This is a genomic window from Variovorax atrisoli (assembly GCF_014195185.1).
Taxonomy (GTDB): Bacteria; Pseudomonadota; Gammaproteobacteria; order Burkholderiales; family Burkholderiaceae_C; genus Variovorax; species Variovorax atrisoli.
In genome coordinates this window covers 347,967-371,266 of record NZ_JACIBG010000005.1, presented here as the reverse complement: position 1 = coordinate 371,266, position 23,300 = coordinate 347,967, and the positions used below count along the sequence as shown (strand labels likewise).

At 62.9% G+C, this 23,300-nt stretch carries 23 protein-coding genes and 1 pseudogene; 10 read left to right on the top strand and 14 right to left on the bottom strand.

Annotated features, from left to right (window positions below; genetic code table 11):
* Positions 1-3 precede the first annotated feature (3 nt).
* From FHY06_RS19560 to FHY06_RS19540, 5 genes are all read right to left on the bottom strand, one after another.
* Positions 4-636 carry a pilus assembly PilX family protein gene (locus tag FHY06_RS19560; protein WP_184606091.1) on the bottom strand — a complete coding sequence of 211 codons (633 nt, stop codon included), beginning with the start codon at positions 634-636 and terminating at the stop codon, positions 4-6.
* On the bottom strand, positions 633-1,637 hold the full coding sequence (locus FHY06_RS19555) for a PilW family protein (RefSeq protein ID WP_019653837.1): 1,005 nt from the start codon (positions 1,635-1,637) through the stop codon (positions 633-635). Before FHY06_RS19555 ends, FHY06_RS19560 begins: the two co-directional genes overlap by 4 nt.
* Positions 1,634-2,251 carry a type IV pilus modification protein PilV gene (gene pilV, locus FHY06_RS19550; RefSeq protein ID WP_020723019.1) on the bottom strand — a complete coding sequence of 206 codons (618 nt, stop codon included), beginning with the start codon at positions 2,249-2,251 and terminating at the stop codon, positions 1,634-1,636. Before pilV ends, FHY06_RS19555 begins: the two co-directional genes overlap by 4 nt.
* 11 nt (positions 2,252-2,262) lie before the next feature.
* On the bottom strand, positions 2,263-2,838 hold the full coding sequence (locus FHY06_RS19545; RefSeq protein WP_184606090.1) for a GspH/FimT family pseudopilin: 576 nt from the start codon (positions 2,836-2,838) through the stop codon (positions 2,263-2,265).
* A gap of 229 nt (positions 2,839-3,067) precedes the next feature.
* Positions 3,068-4,783 carry a PglL family O-oligosaccharyltransferase gene (locus FHY06_RS19540; protein WP_184606089.1) on the bottom strand — a complete coding sequence of 572 codons (1,716 nt, stop codon included), beginning with the start codon at positions 4,781-4,783 and terminating at the stop codon, positions 3,068-3,070.
* A gap of 152 nt (positions 4,784-4,935) precedes the next feature.
* On the opposite strand from FHY06_RS19540, the gene FHY06_RS19535 reads away from it, so the two are divergent.
* The 9 genes and pseudogenes from FHY06_RS19535 (at position 4,936) to FHY06_RS19495 (ending at position 13,199) form a co-directional block, all read left to right on the top strand.
* Positions 4,936-5,391 (top strand): type IV pilin protein, encoded by a 456-nt coding sequence (locus tag FHY06_RS19535; RefSeq protein WP_184606088.1) that lies wholly within the window; start codon positions 4,936-4,938, stop codon positions 5,389-5,391.
* A gap of 8 nt (positions 5,392-5,399) precedes the next feature.
* On the top strand, positions 5,400-5,975 hold the full coding sequence (locus FHY06_RS19530) for a GspH/FimT family pseudopilin (protein ID WP_184606087.1): 576 nt from the start codon (positions 5,400-5,402) through the stop codon (positions 5,973-5,975).
* 56 nt (positions 5,976-6,031) lie between these two features.
* Entirely contained in the window at positions 6,032-6,454 is a 423-nt protein-coding gene (locus FHY06_RS19525; protein ID WP_184606086.1) for a type IV pilus modification PilV family protein, read from the top strand.
* A 3-nt stretch (positions 6,455-6,457) separates the two neighbouring features.
* Complete coding sequence (locus FHY06_RS19520; RefSeq protein ID WP_184606189.1) at positions 6,458-7,594, top strand: PilW family protein; 1,137 nt, start codon at positions 6,458-6,460, stop codon at positions 7,592-7,594.
* Complete coding sequence (locus FHY06_RS19515; protein WP_184606085.1) at positions 7,591-8,292, top strand: pilus assembly PilX family protein; 702 nt, start codon at positions 7,591-7,593, stop codon at positions 8,290-8,292. Before FHY06_RS19520 ends, FHY06_RS19515 begins: the two co-directional genes overlap by 4 nt.
* A 30-nt stretch (positions 8,293-8,322) precedes the next feature.
* Positions 8,323-11,850, top strand: coding sequence for a pilus assembly protein (locus FHY06_RS19510; protein ID WP_184606084.1), 3,528 nt, complete (start codon positions 8,323-8,325; stop codon positions 11,848-11,850).
* Positions 11,851-12,105: 255 nt separating this feature from the next.
* Positions 12,106-12,375 carry a hypothetical protein gene (locus tag FHY06_RS19505; RefSeq protein ID WP_184606083.1) on the top strand — a complete coding sequence of 90 codons (270 nt, stop codon included), beginning with the start codon at positions 12,106-12,108 and terminating at the stop codon, positions 12,373-12,375.
* A pseudogene (locus FHY06_RS19500) lies at positions 12,353-12,631 on the top strand (transposase); the annotation flags it as partial. The gene FHY06_RS19505 and the pseudogene FHY06_RS19500, both read left to right, overlap by 23 nt.
* 232 nt (positions 12,632-12,863) lie before the next feature.
* Positions 12,864-13,199, top strand: coding sequence for a hypothetical protein (locus FHY06_RS19495; RefSeq protein ID WP_184606081.1), 336 nt, complete (start codon positions 12,864-12,866; stop codon positions 13,197-13,199).
* On the opposite strand, the gene FHY06_RS19490 is transcribed toward FHY06_RS19495, so the two are convergent.
* The 9 genes from FHY06_RS19490 to sucC all read right to left on the bottom strand — a co-directional run bounded on the left by FHY06_RS19490 (position 13,186) and on the right by sucC (position 22,156).
* Entirely contained in the window at positions 13,186-13,737 is a 552-nt protein-coding gene (locus FHY06_RS19490; RefSeq protein WP_184606080.1) for a pilin, read from the bottom strand. The genes FHY06_RS19495 and FHY06_RS19490 overlap by 14 nt on opposite strands.
* Positions 13,738-13,799: 62 nt before the next feature.
* Positions 13,800-14,363, bottom strand: a complete 564-nt coding sequence (locus FHY06_RS19485) for a pilin (protein ID WP_184606079.1) — start codon at positions 14,361-14,363, stop codon at positions 13,800-13,802.
* Positions 14,364-14,574: 211 nt separating this feature from the next.
* Positions 14,575-15,378, bottom strand: a complete 804-nt coding sequence (locus FHY06_RS19480) for a 3',5'-cyclic-nucleotide phosphodiesterase (RefSeq protein WP_184606078.1) — start codon at positions 15,376-15,378, stop codon at positions 14,575-14,577.
* A gap of 29 nt (positions 15,379-15,407) precedes the next feature.
* The gene (locus tag FHY06_RS19475; RefSeq protein WP_184606077.1) at positions 15,408-17,666 is read right to left on the bottom strand and encodes a CHASE2 domain-containing protein; all 2,259 of its coding nucleotides are present in this window, start codon (positions 17,664-17,666) and stop codon (positions 15,408-15,410) included.
* A 51-nt stretch (positions 17,667-17,717) separates the two neighbouring features.
* The gene (locus FHY06_RS19470; RefSeq protein ID WP_019653825.1) at positions 17,718-18,371 is read right to left on the bottom strand and encodes an FHA domain-containing protein; all 654 of its coding nucleotides are present in this window, start codon (positions 18,369-18,371) and stop codon (positions 17,718-17,720) included.
* A 78-nt stretch (positions 18,372-18,449) separates the two neighbouring features.
* Positions 18,450-19,250: a Stp1/IreP family PP2C-type Ser/Thr phosphatase gene (locus FHY06_RS19465; protein WP_184606076.1), complete on the bottom strand. Its 801-nt coding sequence runs from the start codon at positions 19,248-19,250 to the stop codon at positions 18,450-18,452.
* Between the two features lie 28 nt (positions 19,251-19,278).
* Positions 19,279-19,965 (bottom strand): TerC family protein, encoded by a 687-nt coding sequence (locus tag FHY06_RS19460; protein WP_019653823.1) that lies wholly within the window; start codon positions 19,963-19,965, stop codon positions 19,279-19,281.
* A gap of 120 nt (positions 19,966-20,085) precedes the next feature.
* A complete protein-coding gene (sucD, locus tag FHY06_RS19455; protein ID WP_126021035.1) occupies positions 20,086-20,979 on the bottom strand; it encodes a succinate--CoA ligase subunit alpha in 894 nt (297 codons plus the stop codon).
* Positions 20,980-20,989: 10 nt separating this feature from the next.
* A complete protein-coding gene (sucC, locus tag FHY06_RS19450) occupies positions 20,990-22,156 on the bottom strand; it encodes an ADP-forming succinate--CoA ligase subunit beta (protein WP_019653821.1) in 1,167 nt (388 codons plus the stop codon).
* Positions 22,157-22,374: 218 nt separating this feature from the next.
* Here sucC and argC point away from each other — a divergent pair, with 218 nt between their 5' ends.
* A complete protein-coding gene (gene argC, locus FHY06_RS19445; protein ID WP_184606075.1) occupies positions 22,375-23,298 on the top strand; it encodes an N-acetyl-gamma-glutamyl-phosphate reductase in 924 nt (307 codons plus the stop codon).
* Positions 23,299-23,300: the final 2 nt, after the last annotated feature.

The following is a 23,300-nucleotide window of genomic DNA, read 5'->3' as shown; positions in this document are numbered from 1 at the left end:
TTTTCAGCTTCGCTTGAAGTAGCTTTGCAGCACGACTTCGGTGTTCGGATCGAGCCCCCAGCCGCGGGCGGTATTCCTGAAATAGATGTCGTCCCCGCGCTGCATGTACTCGATGAGGTACTCGGGCTGGCGCGACACGCCAGTGACTCCAGGCGTGCCGGTGAAGGTGCCGAGCGGCACCGCGCCGGTGAAATTGCAGGTCGAGGGCGGAGACGCCTTCCAGCCGACACCGCCAATGGCCGCCGGCCACCAGGGCTCTGGATTGGTCTTCGACTTGGAGTTGCTGGCTGCGTAATAGGCCGCGGGGCTTTGGTCGCCGAAGCGGCACTGGCCACGCGGGCAGTCGGTGCCGAAGTTCGGCTCGCCGTAGGCCGACTTGATAGGACGGTCGTCGCCACGTGCGCAGGCTGCGCCCTCCACGTCGGCTGCAAGGGAGATGTCTCGCTCCGCATCGCGCAGGGCAGCCTCTGCCGCCTGCCTGGCGACCTCCATGTCGAGCACATTGCGCGCGACGTGCTCGCCGAACATCACGCGCCGCACGGCGAAGGCGGCAGCGCCCGACAGGATCAGGATGAACACCAGCACCACGACCATGGCGAGTCCGCGTTCGGCGGCAGGGTAGCGCGGGATCTTCAAAATGTCCTCGTGAGGTTGTTGCGGACGCCGAAGATGCGGGTCTGCTGCTTGTAGACGGCGCGATCCGAATCGGTGAACGAGACGGAGGTGCCGTCGCAGTCCACATAGCTTCCGCCGGATGTCTGCCTCACGGAGGCGTCGAGCGTCCTGGTCATCACGCACACCTGGACGGCGACGACGCGCTGCCATCCCGTCTTGCTCTCCCCGTTGATGGTGGCGACCGAAAGACGGTTGACTTCCGTTGCCGTGAAGAAACGCGCAGGCGCTTCGAGCGTATTGGCCTCGGAGACGCCGTAGCGGAACCTCAGCTGGGTGACGCCCGGCACAATGGGCTGATAAGGCTTGGTGTTGGGTCCGTTGCCGGCGCAGCGGAAGCTGCGCGTCGAGATGGACCGGCCGTCCTGCTGATAGGTGTAGCTCGCGCCGAGGCCGTAGACGTTGCTGATGAACAGCGGCAGCGCGACGGTGCCCGTGCCTTTCGCACCGCTGCCAGCGCGAGCTTCGTTGTACTTCGTTCCACCGAACTCGGCGAGCTCCACGTCCTGGCGCAGGCAGTCCTTTCTCGTGCCCACGCCTTCGGTCTCGAAGTTGTCGGCAGAGAAGTAGTTGACGACGAGCGAATCGGGCTCTCCGTCCTTGACTGCAGGGCAAGTACCCTTCTCCACGTCGAACAGCCCCGAGCTGCATCCGAAGATGCCCTGGTCGAAGGCGTGGGCCGAGGCCGAGACGATGTTCGAATAGGCACCCTGGAACCTGGGGGATTCGCTGGAGACGGGAAAGCTGGCGGGATAGAAGCCCGCGTTCTTCAGGTCGCGGCCGATGATGTCCAGCACGACGCTCGCGGCCTCCTGCTGCTGCGCGCTGGCGTCGATGGCCCTTGAGGCTCGTGTCGTCGAGATGAACAGGTAGCCCGCTGCGGCAACGAGCAGCAACCCGATCACGATGGCTACCAGCAGTTCGACCAGCGTGAGGCCGCGCGACCTGCAAGCACGGCTTTTCATGGAAGGACCCTCGCGGTATAGCAGCGCACGCCAGCCGGTGCCTTTGCTCCCTCGGGGCAGCAGAAACGTGCGGAGCCCGTTTGCAGGTCCTCCTTTTTCCTGGTGCAAGCGGCCTGCTCCAGGGCGTCACCCTTCTCATCTACAGCGCCTTTGTCGAACCACATGACGCTGACGTCGAACCCGGCGCGGACATCCCCGGTGACGTAGCCGGCGCCCCCCGGCAACGCGGCGCGCAGGATGTTCTTCCAGCGGGCGAGGTCGAAGACGGCCAGCTCCGCCGGTGTGCAGACAGCGCTCGCGCAATCCTTTGCTGGTTCGGTGGCCACCTCGGCGACCTGCTCCGAATAGGCGTCGGTCAGCAGATAGCCCTTGCCCTCCACGCCGACACCTGCGACGACACCCGAATATCCATTCGCTCCGGGCGCGTTGACGCGGATCCTCTCGGACAGGTCGTCGATCACGGCCGAGACGTTCAGCCGGGCCTCATTGCCGGTCTGGTACTTCAGCGCGACGGCCAGCAGGCTCGCGATGGCAACCAGCCCGAGCGAAAAAACCAGGAGAGCGACCAGCGCCTCGATCAGCGCCACACCCGATTGACGAGCGCGAAACATCATCCGTCCCCCGCCTAGTTCTGGTTGCTGTCGCTGCAGCTGATGCCGCTGACGTTGCCGACGCGGGCGCGTCCCATCATGTCCAGGCACACGACCTTTGTGGCGGAGCCGCCTGCGGGCGCGAGATCCAGCGCCTGCTGTCCGGCAAGACTCGATCGGCCTCGCGCATCGAACCGCAGTGTCGCGACCTTGCCGGTGGGCGCGGTCAGCGTGGGGCCGCCCGTCTTGCCGATGTAGAACTTCAGCAGCCGCGCAGTGTCATCGGTCGCGACGCTGTCGCACTTGGGATTGGAGAAGACGATCCAGCCGCCGCTCCATTCGCGCCCTCTTTGGGTACAGACCGGATCCGCGACCGTGATGTCCGCGGGAGCGCAGACGGTGACGCACTTGTTCGTCGCGATGGCCTCGGAGCGCGCGAAGCCGATGGCCATGGCGAATTCGTTGCCGAGCGTCGCGGCAGCAGAGCTCCTCTGCATCGCGACGAAGCTGGGCGCGGCCAGCGCGAGCAGGATGCCCATCATCGTGACGACGACGACGAGTTCGATGAGCGTGAAGCCGCTGGAATGAAACGCCTTGCGCTTCATGAGCATGGTTGGAGTCCTCCCTCGCAACGCTTGTGTCTATATGTGTCTTTCGATGCTAAATGAGTTTGAAAGTATTAAAGATGCCGCTTGTCAGCCGCGCGCGACCGTTCGACGACTTGGGCTCATGCGGGCGAAGGCCGTAGAAAAAGTCACGCTCGTACCGCGAAGCCGGGCGCTCGCAGTCGATGACAGCGGCCAGCTCGCACAAGCGGCCTGCCGATCCACTTCTGTTGCTCTACTGCGGCGGCGGCAGCTGCGCCGGGTCGCGATCGGCTTCTTTCAGCCAGCGGGCGAATTCCTGCGGATAGACCTCGCTGAAACGCTCCGCCTGCGCCCTCGCTTCAGCGTCGCGCCCGAGCAGCCGGGCGCTCTCGATCAGCTTGATGATGACGCGCGGCTCCGGCGAGAAATGGATCACCCGCTGCGCGAGCGAGTGCATTTCGGCGGCGTTGGCGGGTGTCACGGCGACCAGCGTCAACTCCGCGAACTCGGCCTGGCGCGTGAACAGCCAGGTTCCACGCACCTTGGCGAGCGTGTCTTCCTTATAAGCCGGGAGCCGTTCGTCAGGAGGCAGATAGATCTGGCTGACGCGGATGTAGTCCCAGCCCGCGAGCCCCACGATCGCCAGCATCGCGACCGCTGCCAGCGACGACAGCGCAGGCCATATCGCAGATATCGCAGAACGCCCCTTGCCGGGCCAGAGCATGCCGAGGCACAGGCCGAACACCAGCTGGAACGGGCCATACCAGAGCGGATACTCGAGCAGGCTGTGCAGCACGATCGCTCCCAGCATGCCCCAGGCCATCAGGCGGGCGGGGTCCCGTTCGCGCCAGGGCCGCGCGGCAATCACCACCCAGAGAAAGCCGCCACAGATCAGCACGGCGGCGGGAATGCCCAGTTCCACCGCCAGGTGCAGCGGAAGGTTGTGGGCGTTGTCGAGGATCTCGACGAAGCGGGCGCCGTCGTACCGGGTGCTGTAGTGGGCGAAGCTGAGTTCGCCCCACCCCCAGCCGGTCCACGGGTGCTGGGCGATCAGCGTGAGCACGTTGCGCCACAGGATCAGGCGGCTGTGGTCCTGGGGGGCGCCGGTGTGCAGGCGTTGGAGCATGCTTTCGACTGCGCCTTCGCTGCCGCCGGCCAATTGGGGGAGGAGCCAGGCGATGGCGAAGTAGAGGGGGATGGTGGCGAGGAGGAGCAGCGGCGAAGGCAACTGGACCTGTCCCCTTGATTCCGCACGCCAGCCTCGGCGCTCACGCTTGGCGATAAAGCTCGCCACGCCAACGATCGCCAGCAACTGCAGCAATCCTGTGCGCGATGTAGAAGCTGCGGCGGCAACAAGCAACAGCAATGCCACAGCCATCAACCTGCGCCGTGCACGCGCAGTCGGACTCACGACATGGAGCCATAACACTGCAACCCACGCCATGCTGATCAATGTGGCGAACTGGTTGCGCTGACGAAGATTTCCGTAAGCCTGGCCCAGGGCGGGAGACGTTGTCCAGGGGACGAGCCATTCTGCGTGGCCGTAGTACTGGAGCAGGCCGATAACCGAACTGGCCAGCCCTGCGACCACCACACCGGCTGCCAGCGACTTCGTACTTGCAAGCCCTTCCCGCAAGGCGCCGGAACCAACGAAGGCCATGGCGCCCACGCCTGCAATTGCAAAAAGAGCAGCAAGCGTCGAGGGCATCCCGCTCGAAAGAGCTGAGACGGAAACCGTCAACGCCCCGGCCAGCAACCACATCAGGAGGGGCGTGCCAAGTCCTGCAACACGAACAGAGATCAGCAAGCCGGCAACGCACGCCGCCGTCACCAGCGATTGCCAGACAACGACGGAAGGGCCGGCCACAAGAGGGGACAGAAACGGCAGCGCGAGCAGCCCGGACCGAACGATTTCCACGGACTTTGCATTCGTGGCAGCAATCTCCGGCGCAACGTTGCAAGGCGTCATCTACCTATTGTGACGACCAGGGAGCCGGGCAGACACCGACGAATGGCGGTCGACGGCAGACAAGCGGTTTTGCGAAAAGACACATTTGGAGACATTCTTGGTTCCAATTGTTTACAAATCGACCCGCAGTCCAGAACCAAGGGTGTCTTTTCATGAAATTGCAGACAGATCAATTCCTTTCGAGCACGGCGCGGCGCGGCACTACTGGCTTCACCCTGATCGAAGTTCTGATCACGATCGCGATCGTGGCCATCCTTGCCTCCATTGCCTATCCAAGTTACACGGATTATCTGAGGCGCGGTCAGGCACAGGAGGCGCCAGGAGTGTTGGCAGACTTCCGCGCCCGGATGGAGCAGTACTACCAGGACAACCGCAACTATGGGACAGGCGCCACTTGCGGCATTGCCGCGCCCGCTCCGAAGAACTTTAGTTGGAGCTGCACCAATTCGGGCCAAAGTTATTTGGCAACCGCCACCGGGAACACGGGCAGTTTGGTCAAGGGCCTTGCATACAGCATCGATCAAACCAACAGCCAACGAACGACCTGCACCGGCTGCGCCTGGAACTTCACTGGCACCCAGTCCTACTGGGTTTTGCGCAAGCAATGAGCTCAACTATGCGCAATCGAGCGAAAGGCTTCACGCTGGTTGAACTCATCGTGGCTGTCGCGTTGTTCGCTTTATTGCTCACCTTCGCGTACCCAAGCTACACGAGCTATATCCAGAATGCACAGATCCGTACTGCAGCGGAATCGATGATCAACGGGTTGCAGCTCGCGCGCGCCGAAGCCATCCGCAGGAATGTCAACACTCAGTTCCAACTGCTTAACACCTCCAGCGGCATTGCCCTGACCGGTGGTACGGACTGGTCAGTGCGGGCCTCCACAGCCGCAGCTCCTACCACTTTCAATCAAGTCGTCCAAACCCGCCAAGAAAACTCCACCTCCTCCAACGCTCGCGTCGGCGTTGCCAATGCGACCGGCAGTGTCGCGGCAGCGCCGGGTGCCGGCATGCCCGCAGCGATCCTGTTCACGGGAATGGGACGCCTGAGCAATACAACTGCCGTGCGTCAGATCGACATTACTGGTGCAAGCGGGGCACGCCGACTGGCCATCATCCTCGCACCTGGCGGCGATGTGAGGCTCTGCGACCCTTTGCTGTCGCTGGCGACCAATCCTCAAGGTTGTTCATGAAGCCAAAGTTTCTTCGCCGAGCTTCTCGGTCGGCATTCAGATTGGAGCGCGGCGTCATGCTGATCGAGGCGCTCGTAGCAGTTGCCATTTTTTCCTTAGCGGTCCTGGGCATCATGGGTCTTCAAGCGACTTCCATCCGGACGGTGCGCGACGCGGACTATCGAGCCAAGGCGAGCCTCTTCGCCCATCAGATCGTTGGACAGATGTGGGTCGACCGCTTCAACGTTCCAACCTATGCGCTGAATGCCGGCAGCGCCGCATGCAGCGCGGGCACGAATGCCGCAGCCAATCCCGTCGTCACCGGTTGGCTCAACGGTCTCACCGATGCAACCAACTCGGGATCCTTGCCGGGCGCCGCGAGCTACTTGCAGCAGATCCTCGTGGAACCTAACAACGTGGTCACTGTGACGGTGTGCTGGAAGGGCCCTCAGGACACGGCCCCGCACAACTTCGCTCTGAAAACGCAGATTCAAGGCTGATCCATGCCGGCACTCGAGCAAATTCATCGACAACGGGGATTCGGCCTCGTTGAGATTCTCGTCGGCATGGCAGTCGGCCTCGTCGTCACGATCATCATCTACCAGGTGATATCCACCTATGAGGGTGTCAAGCGCACGACCACTTCCGGCGCAGACACCCAACAGAACGGCATTTTCAGCCTCTCGACCATGGAGCGAGACGTCCGCGCAGCGGGCTGGGGCATACCGACCGCAGACCTCATGCCCTGCAGCAGATACTTCACCTATTTCAGCGACGGCACGATCAATGGCCCCGTGCCGAACTTTCCGAGCACTCCGGTGCGAATCATCGACGGCGGGACCGCCGCCGGTGCCTCCGACAGCATCACCGTGCTTTGGGGCTCCTCGGTGCGAGCAAATGTACGCAACGCGCTTTTGCAGAATGTCACGGCCAATCCCACAGGCACCCCAGCATCCAATCTCCAGCCGACCACCAGCGTCGCCTTGTCATCCACGGGGGGCTTTGTCTCCCTGACCGACGACGTAGGCAACTGCGCGCTGACGCGCATCACAGGCACTGCGCCCAATCCGGCGAGTCCTGGCACGGTCATTCTTTCGCACGACCCCGGAACTGGCTCGTCGACGCAACCCGTCTACAACCCACCGGCGAGCTACATGACCGCTCAAGGGTGGCCTGTCAGCTACAGCACCAATCCGCGCATTTTCGATCTTGGCGCTCTTACGCAGCGCACCTACTATGTCGCTGGCGGCTCGCTGATGTCGCAAGACTATTTCAGCTCGACCTCCCAGATCCAGGTCGCCAACAACGTCGTCAGCTTCAAGGCTCGCTACGGCATCAGCGACGCGGGAAGCCAGGTCGTCAACAACTGGGTCAGTGCAACGGGTGCATGGGCCACCCCCTCCGTGGCGGATCTGAAGCGCATCAAGGCAGTGCGCATCGCGGTGGTCGTTCGCAGTCCATTGAAAGAAAGGCTGCCTGACGGCGCCACTGCCTGCGCGATCACGACGACAGCACCCGCGAGCTGGCCGGGCGGCCCGGCCATCGATCTGAGCAATGACCCGGATTGGCGCTGCTACCGCTACCGCTCCTTCGAGACCGTGGTACCTCTCCGCAACGTTCTTTGGGCCAATCTGTCATGACTCTCTTACCCCTCATCCGTGCAACAGGGGAATGCCCTCTCCCCGCGTGGCCCCGCCGTCGTTCCCGGCGGCAAGACGGCATTGTTGTCTTCATCGCGCTGATCGCGGTGCTAGTTCTTTCACTGGCGGCCGTCGCGCTGCTGCGATCGACCGATACCGCCGGCGTGATTTCCGGGAACGTGGCCTTCAAGGAGGCCGCGACGGCCGCTGCCGACACCGGTGCCGAGCGTGCCTTCAATGCGTTGCCCACGCTTGCCAAGAACGATGTGGACGTCGCCAACACATACTTCCGCCTCATGCAGCCGGTGGACACCGCCGGCATTCCCAGCACGATCAACAACTGGGCCAGCGTCCCCTGCTACGACACCGCAGGTGGCAGCGCCACGATCGACTGTACGGACGAGTCTCTCTATCGAGTGCAGTACGTGATCGACAGGCTGTGCACCGTCGCGCCCTCGACTACCGACCCGTTGACGCTGCTCACCAGCAAATGCGTGGCAGGCCAGCCATTCTCCGCGGGGGGAGATGCGGCGGGCAGCGACAACAACAGCCATGCGCAGACCACCAACGTCTTCGGCAGCCTGACACCTCCACCGCCGACACGACCCACGATCCATTACCGGGTGACCGTTCGTGTCCTCGGGCCGCGCTCCACCGTCAGCATTGTCCAGACAACCATCGAATTGCCCTTCGGCTGATTTCGGCCGAATCCACAGCGAGCATTCAGCATGTATCCACAGTTCAAAAATACGACGCGCGGCATCATCGCAACGATGGTGGTGTCCTTGGTTGCGCAACCCTTCGCAGCGTTTGCGGCCACCGACCTGACAGATGTGCCGCTGGTCGTGCAGAGCGGTGTGAAGCCCAATGTGCTGTACACCCTGGACAATTCCGGCAGTATGGTCTGGGGCTCCATCACCGGGACCGATGCGACGGCGGAATACACGAACGGCAGGAAGAACACCCGCGCCTACTATTCTCCTACCTTCAATCAGCTGTACTACAACCCGGCAATCACCTATTTGCCGGGCGTTCAATACGACAGCGGAGCGACAACGACCAACTACACGTCGTCAATGGGCGCCAGCCCTACAAATAACGCACGGATCGACCCCTACCCGACAGCGGCGGGAGATACAGACACCGTCGACCTGACTCGGGTGTGCTACGCCACCTCAACGCCCCCTTCGCTGCCGCGCTATGACCCAAGCTCTTTCGCTCTTGGCACGTCATGCGCAGCGTCTTCGAGCAAGACAAACTCCACGGCATATGCCCTATATGCCTTCTACTATGTGTGGAAAGGTTCCGGGACAGAAGACGGAACCTCCGGTCAAAACTCGGACAGTAACTACGCGCGCGTGGAAATATTGAGCACCACGCCCACTTACGCCAAAGCTGCAACACGGACGGATTGCGGCACCGGCACCACGTGCACCTACGCACAGGAAATACAGAACTTCGCCAATTGGTTTACGTACTATCGCACCCGCATCCAGACTGCGAAGACTTCACTGGGTCTCGCGTTTTCTGTGCTCGACTCCAAGTCTCGCGTTGGCTTCTCGACCATCAACGACAACAATTCCAACAACAACACAAAGGCTGCAAACTTCGTTCCCCTCGCGGATTTTGATAGCGCACAAAAGCAGACTTGGTATTCAAAGGTCTATTCAATCAGCCCAAGCGGAGGGACGCCGTTGATTCCAGCACTCGATCGAGCGGGCCAATACTTCAAGACGGGCACGATGCCGGGCGCAAGTACGACGGCGCGAACCACCACGGTACCGCTGTCTTGCACGCCCAACTACACAATTCTCTCAACGGACGGTTACTGGAACGGAAGCGCGAGTGCATCGGTGGGCAATCGAGACACAACCATCCCGACTTTGCCCGACAACGTTTATCAGGATCCGGATACCAAAGCGCCGATCAACGATCCCATTGCCGGGGTACCACTCGTCGCGGGGCAGAAATTCCCCGCTCCGTTCTACGATGGGAACAGCGCTTCGAACAGTCTCGCCGACGTGGCGATGTATTACTGGATCACCGACCTCACAGGCTCTTCTTCGAAGCAAGTTGCACCAAACAAGTTGGACCCTGCCAACTGGCAGCACATGGTGACCTATACCATCGGCCTAGGTGCTTCCGGCACCATGTCCAGCGTCCCGACTGGCTCAGCGACCTGGCCGACGCCGCAAGCGGACAGCGCGACTGCAATTGACGACCTCTGGCATGCGGCACTCAATGGTCACGGTCAGTATTTCAACACCAAGGACCCGGCCAAGCTGCAAACCGCGCTCGCATCCATCCTCAACGATATTGTCAATCGCACAGGTGCGGCGGCTTCGGTAGCTGTCAGCAATCCGAACGTCAAATCGGGTGACAACACGGCCTTCGCGTCCAGCTTCAACTCAGGCTCCTGGTATGGAGATCTCCAGGCCTTCTCGATTGATCTGACTACCGGCCTGCTGCAGGACACGCCACTGTGGTCGGCCCAGGCGTTGCTGGACAAACAAGCAACCAGCTCACGCTACATCGCTAGTTTCAATGGCAGTAGCGGCGTGCCTTTTACGAAGACCGGCCTTTCGACGACCCAACTGTCCCGGCTGAATTCGCCGAGCAGCCCTCCCGGCCCGAGCGACAGTACGGCCGTGATCGCGTATCTGCGTGGCGACCGTACGGGTGAAGGGAATGGCAGCAACAGCGCGCAGCCTTATCGGACACGCACACATGTGCTGGGCGACATCGTGAATGCCGAGCCGATCTATGTACCGGCGCCGCGTTCCAGCTACACCGACTCGGGATACGCCGCATTCAAAGGAGGGGCCGCTGCCAATCGGGCAAGGATTGTGTATCAAGGCGCCAATGACGGCATGCTTCACGCCTTCGACGCCAGTACGGGCAACGAACTGTGGGCTTATGTGCCCGGCCGCCTCTTCGACACCAATCTTTCCGCCACCAACACATCGACCAGCGCCTTGGTGGGTCTGACGCAGCAGTCTCTGTTCCAACATCGGTTCTACGTTGACGGCACGCCTATCGCAACCGATGTGGACCTCAGCAATACAGTGGCCAACCAGCCGAAACCGCCTGCAGCCAACTGGGCCACGGTTCTGACGGGAGGTTTGGCCAAGGGAGGCCGAGGCTATTACGCCCTGAACGTGACCGATCCCTCTGCAACCTCCGATGCCACCGTGGCGAGCAAGGTAATGTGGGAATTTCCGAATGCCAGCACCGCGGCCGCTGTCGCAAAGAACATTGGCTACACCTATGGGTCGCCGCTCAATGTGAAGACCAAGGCGGCCGGCTGGGTGACGCTGGTCACCTCGGGCTACAACAACGGTTCCGATACCGGTGGCGACGGCGCGGGCCATCTCTTCGTGCTCGATACCGCCACAGGCAGCCTGATCAAGGACTTGAGCACGGGTGTCGGCACGAGTTCTGCTCCGAGCGGGCTGGCAAAGATCAGCGCTTTCCTCGTGAACCCCGGCGTGGACGACACCGCAGACTACGTGTACGGCGGCGACCTGCTCGGCAATGTGTGGCGCTTCGATCTGTCGGACGCATCGACTGCCAATTGGAATGTGAAGCGGCTGGCCACGTTGGTCGACAGCAGCGGCAATCCTCAACCGGTCACGGGTACGCCTGAGCTGGGTGTGGTGAAGAACAAGCGCATGGTCTTTGTCGGCACAGGCCAATACCTTGGCACCTCAGATATTCCCGGCACCACCGGTGCCAACGCCAATGCATCACAGGCGCAATCGTTCTACGGCTTGCTGGACGATCAATCCTCGAACCCCACCATCACATCGCTGCGCACGCAACTCGTGCAACAAACGGCCACGATGTCGGGCACGAACATCAATGTAACCAGCAACCCGCTGGATCTCACGGCCAAGAAGGGCTGGGTGCTGGATTTCGCGACGAAACCGGTTGGCGAGCGGGCCTACACCAGCCCCGTTCTGTTCCAGGGTGTTCTTGCTTTCACCACCAACATCCCCTCGAGCGACCCATGCTCGCCAGGCGGGAGCTCAAACCTCTATTTCCTGAACTATGCCAATGGTGGGTCCATCCCAAATCTGAGCAGTCGCTACATCGGCAATGTGCTGGCGAGCCGAGTGCAGCCTGAAGGACTGCCGAATGGAGCGATAAAGATTCTGGTGCGCACGTCGGATGGGAAGACGAAGGTCTATGACGTGGCGGTGCCGTCTTCGACGACGCCTACCCGGATCATGTGGAGGGAGGTCATTACTAATTGACCGTATCTGGAACTCGGGACTAGGAAGAAGTTGAAAGCTTTCACGGACACAAAGAGTCGAGATGAACTAAAGCGTGCTGCCCAAGAGGTGGTACTAGAGGAAAAGGCTGGCTGCAGTGCGCCGGCTTCTACACGCAACCCCGTCTGACCCTTCACTCGAATCAGTACCGCTCGGAAATAGAAACTTCCCGCTACTGACCCTGCCCAGGATTTCGAATCATTCGGGAACAGAACGACTGGCACGACAAGGGCCCGTTTGAGTCAGGAGCATTTCGCGAAGAAAAGCAAGTTTGATGAAGTCCAGAATGCCTTTGCGCTGAAGCAGGCCGAGCTGGCACCAACGTCAAAGAAAGGTATGTCGCAAGATGGATATCAGCGAAGCAACCTTCTATTTGTGTCGCAAGAAGTACGCAGTGTGAGCCTGACCCTGTCCCAGGTTTCCGTACCGTTCGGTAACAGAACGACCGGCATGATGAAGGCCCTATTTGGGCCAGGAGCATGTCGTGAAGAAGAGCAAGTTCACTGAGGATCAGATCGCCTTTGCGTTGAATCAGGCCGAGCTGGGCACGAGCGTTGAAGAGGTCGGTCGCAAGATGGGCATCAACGATGCAACCTTCTACGTGTGGCGCAAGAAATACGTGGGCGTGGGGCCGTCTGAGCTTCGCCGTCTGCGTCAACTCGAGGAAGAAAACCGCAAGCTCAAGCAGATCGTGGCCAATCTGAGCTCGGACAGGGCGGTGCTACCTACAGGCAGCCGTTACAAAAAAGCCCGAAGCCTTCGCAACGCCGCGCGCCGGCGTCCGATTTGATGCGGCTTTTTGGATGCAGTCAGCGCAATGCATTGATGTCGGCCTCGGCCTACAACCGATCAGGAAAGAGAGTCAGCGCTGAAGATGCGGACCAAGGAGAGCACCGACAGTAAGCGTTTCCTCAATACCCTTTGCTTTTAACGATCGCGTTGGAGCAGGATTGGTTGTTCCGTGCGGATGATGATCGTGTCATGAAGAACTGCTAATGCACATCCCCAAGAACACTTGGAGTAAGTGCCATCGGCGCGAGCATAGCTCAATGTTCAAGCGCGAGCTTGCCGCGCGCAGCTTGGTGGCCGCGAGATCAGTGGTAGCCGGTGCGCTGGCGGTCGGCATCAATTCGAACCTGCTGTTCGCACAGCGTCGAATGGAGCTCTATTCCAGTTGTTGCCGCGCCGATTTGCGACAGAGAATGCAAAACTTGATTAAAGCAGCTTCAAATCAAATCTTAAGGCGAGATCGGCACCAGCCTTCCCAAGAAGAAGAGATTTATCTCGAGGCAATGACGCACTGGATCATTACGTATTTTATCGGCAAATAGGCGGGGCATATATCGCATTCAAAGTCCCCGGAGTCGCCGAGAGACCGCGATCAGCTGCAAACCCTTGTTGATTCGAAGCACAAGCCCAATCTATCGGCCCGACTTTGCCAGCAGCCATTGCAGCCGCGAACTGACTTGCACTTCCGTCAGAACGTACAAATGGATTTAGCCGTAGCGTGTTTGCGCTTGGATCAAGGCCCACGGCAGATGCGTTGTATGTCACGGCGATTTCGCCTGAAGCTGACATCAGAATGCTGGAGACGAATTTGGATGTGCTGCCGGCGCCATTGTTCCGAGCGTTCCATTCAGCAACCGTCAACGACAGCTGTGCTGGCGTTCCCACATCTGTGGTTAATGCGAGCTTCGCTCCCTCGACTAGGGCAAAACCCTCAATAACTCGAGCTCGAACTATGTAGTCGCGATATAGAGGCAAGGCCACAGCAGCCAAGATACCGATGACAGCGACACTGATCATCAATTCAATCAAAGTAAACCCAGCAACGAGAGTTCGGCTTGCTCGTAAAACGACTGCTCTCATTTAGGCTTACCCCGAATGAAAAGGGCCGCATGAAGGCGGCCCCTAGATAGCTTCAGAATGAATTAACGGCAGGCAGAAGGAGCGTACTTGGCGAGCAGCGTGCCGGCGGTGATACCCGTCATGCCAGCATTAGTCGCCGTCGTTTGAGTAACAGAGGCGCAGCCCCAGTCAACAACGCCACTTGTTCCAGCAGCTTGTGCTGCAGCGAGCGTCGAGGCAGTACCGCCTGCAGCGCGAACATAAGGGGCGAGGACAAGCGTAGTTTCGCCGGTTTTCAGGCCAACAGCCGCTGGAATGAAGGTAACGGTGATTTCACCCGAAGCAGCCATTTGAACAGACGAGACGTATTTGCTATTAATACCCGAGCCATTCGTTCCACCGTTTTGCGCATTCCAAGTAGCTACGGTGGTAGCAAGATCGTTTGCGGAAGTAGCTCCATCAGTCGCGACCGCTTGCTTGGCGCTTTCAGCCAAATTCAAGCCTTCAGTGATCCTTGCGCGAACGGTGTAATCCTGATAAGCAGGCAGTGCAACTGCTGCCAAGATACCAACGATCGCCACAACGATCATCAATTCGATAAGGGTGAAACCCTTTTGCACGTTGCGTGCGATGGAACGACGGTTCATTCACTAACTCCAGGTAGGTTGGTTGTTACGCCCGGGAACCTGCCCGGAGCGAGGTACCTTCCGCAGCATCTGTGCCACCCGCTTGGGGCGCCCTTCCCGTACCGGACGTGTCACCTCTGACCACATTGGAGTTACACCGTGTGACACAACTTGCCTCAAGATGCTACACGTGGTGACAAATTTGTCATGCCAACGCGTCACTGACCGATGGTCAGAAAGTCAGGACGCCATCCACCTTCAGCCAGCGAATGTCCCGTTGCGCCATGCCTGCCGCCTGCTCGACCACCAGGGCTTCGATCTGACTCATGATCTCGTCGGTTTCGGCGGGCTTGGTGTGGGTGATGTAGATCGGGTACTGCTTGCCCGGGGCGATGCGGGCCAGCTCGCCAGCCAGGAGTGGGGGCGACAGGTGCAGGCTGCGCTCCGCCAGCGCCTGCTCGCGGCTGCTGAATGCGGTTTCGATGACCAGCATCGCCACGTCGAGTTCGTTCACGCGTTCCCAGAAAGGCGCGTTGCGCTCGGTGTCGCCGCTGAACACCCAGTGGGCGCTTCGCTCGGCCGGCCGCACGGCGAAACCGCACGCCGGCACGGTATGGACTGCGGGCAGCACCTCGACCACCTTGGGCTCGCGGCTGCCCAGCGGCAGCTGCTGGCCCACGGCGATGTCATGGAAGCTCACGAACGGCGCCTGGGGGCTGGGAATGCTCTCGAAGTCGGGCCAGATGACGTTGTTGAAGACGTGAACGCGCAGCGCGTCGATGGTGTCCCTGAGCGCATGCACGCGCAGCGGCTGCGAGCGACGGCCGCCGACGGCGTCGACCATCAGGGGGAGTGCGGCGATGTGGTCGAGGTGGCTGTGCGTGAGCACGACGTCGTCGATGCCGACCATCTCGTCGAGCGTGAGGTCTCCGACGCCCGTGCCCGCATCGACGAGCAGGTCCGTGTCGACCAGGAACGAGGTGGTGCGGCAGTCTTTGGCGATGGCGCCCGAGCAACCCAGCACACGAACCTGCATTGTGAAAGACCCCTTTGATGCGTCTGTCGTCATTTGGTCTCGAACCGGGTTGCGCCGTCCCAGTTCGGGTCTTGCGGTCGCAACGCCATCGAGGCTAAACGCTGGGCGTAGAGCTGGTAAAGGACTTTTTTCGCATCCGCGGCGAGCAGGGGCGCCAGCAAGTTTCGGCCCATGGCCCAGTCCTGCCGGCGATATGCGGCGAGGACTTCGCTCCATCGTTCCAGCATCTGCTGCGCCTGCTGCAGCGCCTCGGGGGTGCCCGCGGCGAGGGGCGTAAAAACGGAAACGGCTTGTGCTTTTCCCTTGACCCGCACGCTGTCGAGCTCCTGCCAGACGAAGCCCGGCGCGAGTTCGCGCGTCGCGCCGCTGGCGACCACTTCGACGCCGTAGTGCCCGCTCAGGCCCTCGAGGCGCGACGCGAGGTTGACCGCATCGCCGACCACCGTGTAGCTGCGGCGCGCCGCCGAGCCCATGTCGCCCACGCTCATCACGCCGCTGTTGATGCCGATGCCCACGCTGATCTCGGGCCGGCCGCTCGCGCGGTGGATGCGGTTGATGTCGTGCACGGCATCGGCCATGTCGAGCGCGGCGCGCACGGCGAGCGTTGCGTGGTCTGGCGTGTCGACGGGCGCGCCCCAGAAGGCCATGACGCAGTCGCCCATGTACTTGTCGACGGTGCCGCGGTGGGCGCTGATGACGTCGGTGAGCCGGCTGAAGACGGTGTTGAGAAAGCCCTGCAGCTCGGCCGGCGCCATCTGCTCCGACAGGCGCGTGAAGTCGCGCATGTCGCAGAACATCACGGTCATGGGCTTGCTCTCGGCGCGCATGCTGTAGCGGTCGGGCTGCGCCATCATCTCGTCGACCAGCTGGGGCGGCACGTAGGTGCCGAAGAGCCGCACGAGGCCGCGCCGGGCGCGCGACTCGAAGAAGTAGCCCCAGCTCATGTTGAACGCGAACGCCAGGGCCGCCATCGCCAGCGCCGAGCCGAGCGGCAGCACGAGGCTGTAGCCCGTGTAGAGCCATACGTTCATCCCGATCAGCGCCGCCATCGCGCCGACGGCCAGCAGCATGGCGCGCGGTGCGGACAGCAGCGACATCCCGAAGGCGAGCAGGAGCCCCGTCAGCACGACGAGCAGCACCTCGTAGCCAGGGGCGTAGTCGGGCACGCTGAGCAGGCGCCGCTCGAGCAGTGCCGAGACGATGTTCGCGTGCACCTCCACGCCCGGGAACGCGGCCTCGGCGGGCGTGGCGCGCAGGTCCTGCAGCCCCGGGGCAGTGGCTCCCACGAGCACGATCTTGTCCTTCAGCTCGCCGGGGGCGAGGCGTCCTTCGAGCACGTCGGCGGCGGGCACGTAGCGGAACGATCCGCCGTCCGCACCGCCCTGGCCGCGGAACGGCACCTGCATGCTGCCGGTGGAGTCGACCGGGATGCGCAGCCGCCCCACCCTCAGCGATTCGAGCTGGGGCGTGCTTCCGCCGCCCGGCGCGAAGGTGGGTTGCACCGGCGGCGATCCGTTCGCGAGCCGGTACACCGCAAGCCCCAGCGATTCGTAGTAGCCCGGCTGTGCCTTGTCGCCGTCGTAGCGGGCGATGAGCGGCACGCTGCGGATGACGCCGTCGCCGTTGATGTCGACCAGGGTGTTCAGGAAGCCCGCGACGGGTGCCGCCTTCGCAAGCTCCGGCAGGCTGGCGCCGAAGCCGTTCCAGCCCGTGGCGTAGGCAGCGCCCTGGGGGAAGGCACCGGCCGGAAGCAGGGGCGCCGCGGGCAGCTGTCCCTTCGCGCTCGGCGGCTCGGTGCGCGTGAAGTAGTAGCCCAGCGCCACCCGCCGGCCGCTCAGCGCGGCGGCCAGCGTGGCGTCATGGTCGAGCGAGGGCGCGAGCCGCTCGATCTCGGCGGCCAGGCCCGGCGTCCTGGCCAGGGGGCCGCTCGCGAGCTGCCGCAGCCTGTCGAGGCCCGAGCTGCGGTCGGGCTCCAGGAACATCACGTCGAAGCCCAGCACGGCCGCCTGCTGGCGGTCGAACAGCTCGGTGGCCAGGGCCGCGATCCTGTCGCGCGGCCACGGCCACTGGCCCTGGCGCGCGAGGCTGGCGTCGTCGACATCGACGATCACCACCCGCGCGTCGGGCGTGCCCGGCATGGTGGCGCGCAGACGGATGTCGTAGATCAGCTGGTCGAGGCGCTCCAGCGCGGTCAGCCGCCAGGCGCCCGTGGCGTGCGCCAGCGCGAGCAGCACCGGCAGCAGCGTGATGACGATGCGCGGCCAGTGCCGCCGCAGTTCTTCTCTCACGGCATGCGGTCCGTGAAGGCCGGCCCCTGGAGAGCTAGAGACGGGAGCGGCTCAGATGCGCACGAACTGCATGCGCGTGGCATTGCCCAGCTCGAGCACGTCGCGCTCCTGCAGCGCGACGGCCTCCGACCCCAGCTGCAGTCCATTGAGCGTGACGTTGCCTTCGACGCCGGCGGCCACGTAGCCCTGGCGCCGCCGCGTGACCACGGCCACCGCGACGCCGGGCTTGCCGACCGTGGTGACGACCTTCTGCAGCGCGACGTCCTGTCCTTCGTTGACGCCGGAGAGCACGCGCAGCACCGGAATGCCGAGTTCGACCAGCGCGCCGGACTCCGTGGGCGCCGAAGACAGTGGCATGGCGCCCGACGGGTACTCGCCCGAGGCCGTGCGGATGGAGCCGGCGCCGGTGTCGAGGTTGCTGCGGGCGCGGAAGTGGATGCGGCAGCCTCCGACCTCGATGACATCGTTGTCCTTGAGCGCCTGCCGCTGGACGGCGAGCGCGTTGACGTAGGTGCCGTTGGTGCTGTTGAGATCTTCAATTTCAACTTCGCCGCCAGTCATGTGCAGCACGGCGTGCTCGCCGCTGACCGCCAGATTGTCGATCACGATGTCGTTGTAGGCACGGCGTCCCAGCGTCGTGCGCTCCTTGGCGAGCGCCACCTGCCCGATGACAACGCCATCGACCGAAATGATCATCTTCGGCATTGCCGACTCCCCGAATCCAAAGCATGAATGACGATGGCGGGCAGACTGCCTGGCTGCCCGCGGAACCTGCCAGCGGCCCTAGCGCGGCGTTTCCGCGACCCTCGCCCTGGCCAGGACGACGGAGATGTTGTCCCGTCCGCCATTGTCATTGGCAATTGCAACCAAAAGTGATGCTTTTTTCTGAAGCCCGACATCGTGTTCTAGAAGCGTGAAAAGCTGCTCATCGGAAACCATCTCGCTGAGCCCGTCGGAGCAAAGCATATAGAGATCGCCCGGTCTTGCGCTGTGCTCATGCATTTCCAGCAAGACTTGGGCCTCGACCCCGACGGCGCGCGTCACGAGGTTGCGGGTGGGGGAATTCAGCGCCTCCTCGGCCGTGATGGCGCCGGCGTCCAGCTGCTGCTGGCGAAGGGAATGGTCGCGGGTGAGCAGTTCCAGCTTGCCGTTGCGCAGGCGGTAGCAGCGCGAATCGCCGATGTGACCGACCACTACTCTTTGCGGCCGGAACGCCGCCAGGACCAGGGTCGTCCCCATGCCTTGCAGTTCGGGGTTGGTGGTGCCTTCGTGCAGGATCGCGCTGTTGGCCTCGTCGGTGGCCGCCTGCAGGGCCCGCCTGACCACGCGGGCCGGCGCCTGCATTCCCGCGTGGGCGAACCAGCGGCCGAAGCTGGCGTGCAGCAGCGAGACGGCCATGGCGCTGGCCACCTCGCCGCCCTTGTAGCCGCCCATGCCGTCGGCCAGCAGGGCCAGGCCCAGGGCGGGATCGACGTGCACCGCGTCTTCGTTGTGGGCGCGCATCCGCCCGACGTCGGTCAGGGAGGCGAACTCCCAGGTCAGCGAAGGGCGGGTGGAAAAAAGGGAGACGCCGACACTCGCCATGGTCTGTCAGCGCCGCTTTCTCTTGGACTCAGTGTTGCGCAGCGGCGTGCGCACGTCGCTGCATGAGGCGGCCGACGGCCACGACGAACACCGCACCGGCAGCCGCAGCCGCGTAGTGCAACCAGGGGTTGGCCGCCAGCGTGTCGCGCAGGATGGCGTCCTGGGCGATGGTCTCGCCGCCGACCCAGCCGATCAGGGCGGCGCCCAGCATGACGATGATCGGGAAACGTTCCATGAGCTTGATCATGAGCGTGCTGCCGAAAATCACCAAGGGAATACTGATCGCCAGGCCAAGAATCAGCAGCACCATGCTGCCCTGTGCCGCGGCCGCCACGGCGATCACGTTGTCCAGGCTCATCACCAGGTCGGCCAGCAGGATGGTGCGCACGGCCGCCATCATGCTGCCGTATTCCTTGGACTCGCCCTCGCCGTCGTCGTCCTCGCTCAGCAGCTGCAGGCCGATCCACAGCAGCAGCATGCCGCCGATGATCTGCAGGTAAGGCAGGGCGAGCAGCTTGGCCGCCACCACCGTGAGCACGATCCGCAGCACCACGGCCGCGCCCGAGCCGAAGAGCACGGCCTTTTGCTGCTGCGCGGGCGGCAGAGAGCGCGCCGCCATGGCGATCACCACCGCGTTGTCGCCCGACAGGATGATGTTGATCCAGATGATCTTGAGCAGACCTATCCAGAAATCGGTGCTTTGAAGAAATTCCATGTCTCTGATCCCACTGTGTTTTATTGAAAAAAGCGCCCGCAAGCCAGTGCGGGCGCTTTCTTGTTTCTGCGTGGTCCTCTCATGACCCGGCTCTGCGGCCGGTGTCGCGGAGCCGTCTCTTTACAGCTTGGCCTTGAGCAGCTTGGCCAGTTCCGAGAAGTTGCGCGTCACGGTGAAGCCGCATTCTTCCATGATGGACAGCTTGGCTTCGGCCGTGTCGGCGCCGCCGGAGATCAGCGCGCCGGCGTGGCCCATGCGCTTGCCGGGAGGCGCGGTGACACCGGCGATGAAGCCGACGACCGGCTTCTTCATGTTGTCCTTGCACCAGCGGGCAGCGTCGGCCTCGTCGGGGCCGCCGATCTCGCCGATCATGATCACGGCGTCGGTGTCCGGATCGTCGTTGAAGGCCTTCATCACGTCGATGTGCTTCAGGCCGTTGATCGGGTCGCCGCCGATGCCGACAGCCGAGGACTGGCCCAGGCCGATCTCGGTCAGCTGAGCCACGGCTTCGTAGGTCAGCGTGCCGGAGCGCGAGACCACGCCGATCCGGCCCTTGCGGTGGATGTGGCCGGGCATGATGCCGATCTTGATCTCGTCGGGCGTGATCAGGCCGGGGCAGTTCGGGCCCAGCAGCAGCGTCTTCTTGCCGCCGGCGGCTTCCTTGGCCTTCATCTTGTTGCGCACTTCGAGCATGTCGCGAACCGGGATGCCTTCGGTGATGCAGATCGCCATGTCGAGGTCGGCTTCAACGGCTTCCCAGATGGCGGCCGCGGCGCCTGCCGGCGGCACGTAGATCACCGACACGGTGGCGCCCGTCTGCTGGGCGGCTTCCTTGACCGAGCCGAAGATCGGGATGTTGAAGATCGACTCGCCGGCCTTCTTCGGGTTCACGCCGGCCACGAAGGCGTTCTTGCCGTTCGCGTATTCCTGGCACTTCTCGGTGTGGAACTGGCCGGTCTTGCCGGTGATGCCCTGCGTGATGACTTTGGTGTCTTTGTTGATGTAGATCGACATGACTTGTTCCTTAGGCCTTCTTGACTGCTGCCACGACCTTCTGGGCCGCTTCCGCCATGGTGTCGGCGCTGATGATCGGCAGGCCCGATTCGGCCAGCAGCTTCTTGCCTTCGACTTCGTTGGTGCCCTTCATGCGCACGACCAGCGGCACTTGCAGGTTCACGGCCTTGCAGGCTGCGATCACGCCGGTGGCGATGGTGTCGCACTTCATGATGCCGCCGAAGATGTTCACGAGGATGGCTTCCACGTTCTTGTTCTTCAGCATGATCTTGAAGGCCTCGGTGACCTTCTCGGGGGTGGCGCCGCCGCCCACGTCCAGGAAGTTGGCCGGCTCGCCGCCGAACAGCTTGATGGTGTCCATGGTGGCCATGGCCAGGCCGGCACCGTTCACCAGGCAGCCGATGTTGCCGTCCAGCGAGATGTAGGCGAGGTCGAACTTCGAGGCTTCCACTTCGGCCGCGTCTTCCTCGTCGAGGTCGCGCAGGGCGACGATCTCGGGGTGGCGGAACAGCGCGTTGCTGTCGAAGTTGAACTTGGCGTCCAGGGCGATGATGTTGCCCTTGCTGTCACGGTTGAGCGGGTTGATCTCGACCAGCGAGGCGTCCGTCTCCATGTAGCAGGTGTACAGCTTCTTGAAGATGTCCACGGCCTGGGCGGTGGAGTCGGCCGGGATGCCGATGCCGTCGGCGATCTGCTTGGCCTGTTCGTCGGTCAGGCCCTGGGCCGGGTCGGCGAACACGGTGATGATCTTCTCGGGCGAGGAGTGGGCCACTTCCTCGATGTCCATGCCGCCTTCGCTGGAAGCGATGAAGGCCACCTTCTGGGTGGCGCGGTCGGTCACGGCCGAGACGTAGTATTCCTTCTGGATGTCGGCGCCGTCCTCGATGTACAGGCGGCGGACCTTCTGGCCTTCGGGGCCGGTCTGGTGGGTCTTGAGCTGCATGCCCAGGATCTCGCCGGCGAGCTTCTTGACGTCCTCGATGGACTTGGCGACCTTGACGCCGCCGCCCTTGCCGCGGCCACCCGCGTGGATCTGGGCCTTGACGACCCAGACCGGGCCACCAAGCTTCTGGGCGGCTTCAACCGCCTCCTGGACCGTGTAGGCCGGGATGCCGCGCGGCACCGGCACGCCGAACTTGGCAAGGATTTCCTTGCCTTGGTACTCGTGAATCTTCATGAGGGATGTCTCTCGGAAGGAGGAAGTTGAGAAATCGGGAGATCTGGGCTGGAGAGGGTCTATGCTCTGTTGTCCGCGGGCGACGGCAGCCTGACGGCTGGGGGCGGCGAACAACCGCGGACTGTATCATGGTGCGCCGCACCAATACTGAGAGTGTGGTTGCGGGCAATACGTACTTCCCGTACTTCCTCCACCAGCTACCCAGGGGCAATTCCATCATGGCCAAGGTTTTCATCGACGGCGAAGCCGGCACCACCGGCCTCCAGATCCGCGAACGTCTGCAGGCGATGCCGCAGGTCGAACTCGTGAGCATCGCCCCCGAGCTGCGAAAGGACGCCAACGCCAAGCGCGAGCTGATGGCCGGCGTCGACCTGGTGGTGCTGTGCCTGCACGACGACGCCGCTCGCGAATCGGTCGCGCTGATCGACCAGCTGCCCGGCGCCAAGCCCAAGATCATCGACGCCTCCACGGCGCACCGCATCGCCCCGGGCTGGGTGTTCGGCTTCCCCGAACTCGCCGAAGGCCACTGGCAGGCCGTGGGCAAGGCCGAGCGCGTCGGCAACCCCGGCTGCTACGCCACCGGCGCGATCGCCATGGTCCGCCCGCTGGTCGACGCGGGCATCCTGCCGGCCGACTTCCCCATCTCGCTGCCTTCCGTGAGCGGCTACTCGGGCGGCGGCCGCACCATGATCGAGGCCTACGAGACGGGCGAAGCGCCGGCCTTCGAGATCTACGCGCTGGGCCTCAAGCACAAGCACATCCCCGAAATCATGACCTATACCGGCCTCACCCGCCGGCCCGTGTTCATCCCGTCGGTGGGCAACTTCAAGCAGGGCATGCTGGTGCAGCTGCCCCTGCACCTCGACCTGCTGCCCGGCAAGCCCAAGGCCGGCGACCTGCAGGACGCGCTGGCCGCGCACTACGCGCGCAGCAACACGCCCGAGAAGTTCGTGAAGGTGCTGCCGCCGACCGAAGACGGCAAGCTCGAGGCGCTCGCGCTCAACGACACCAACAACCTCGAGATCCGCGTGTTCCCGAACGAGGACCATCGCCACGCCGTGGTGATCGCCCGCCTCGACAACCTCGGCAAGGGCGCCAGCGGCGCCGCGGTGCAGAACCTGAAGCTGATGCTGGGGCTCTGAGC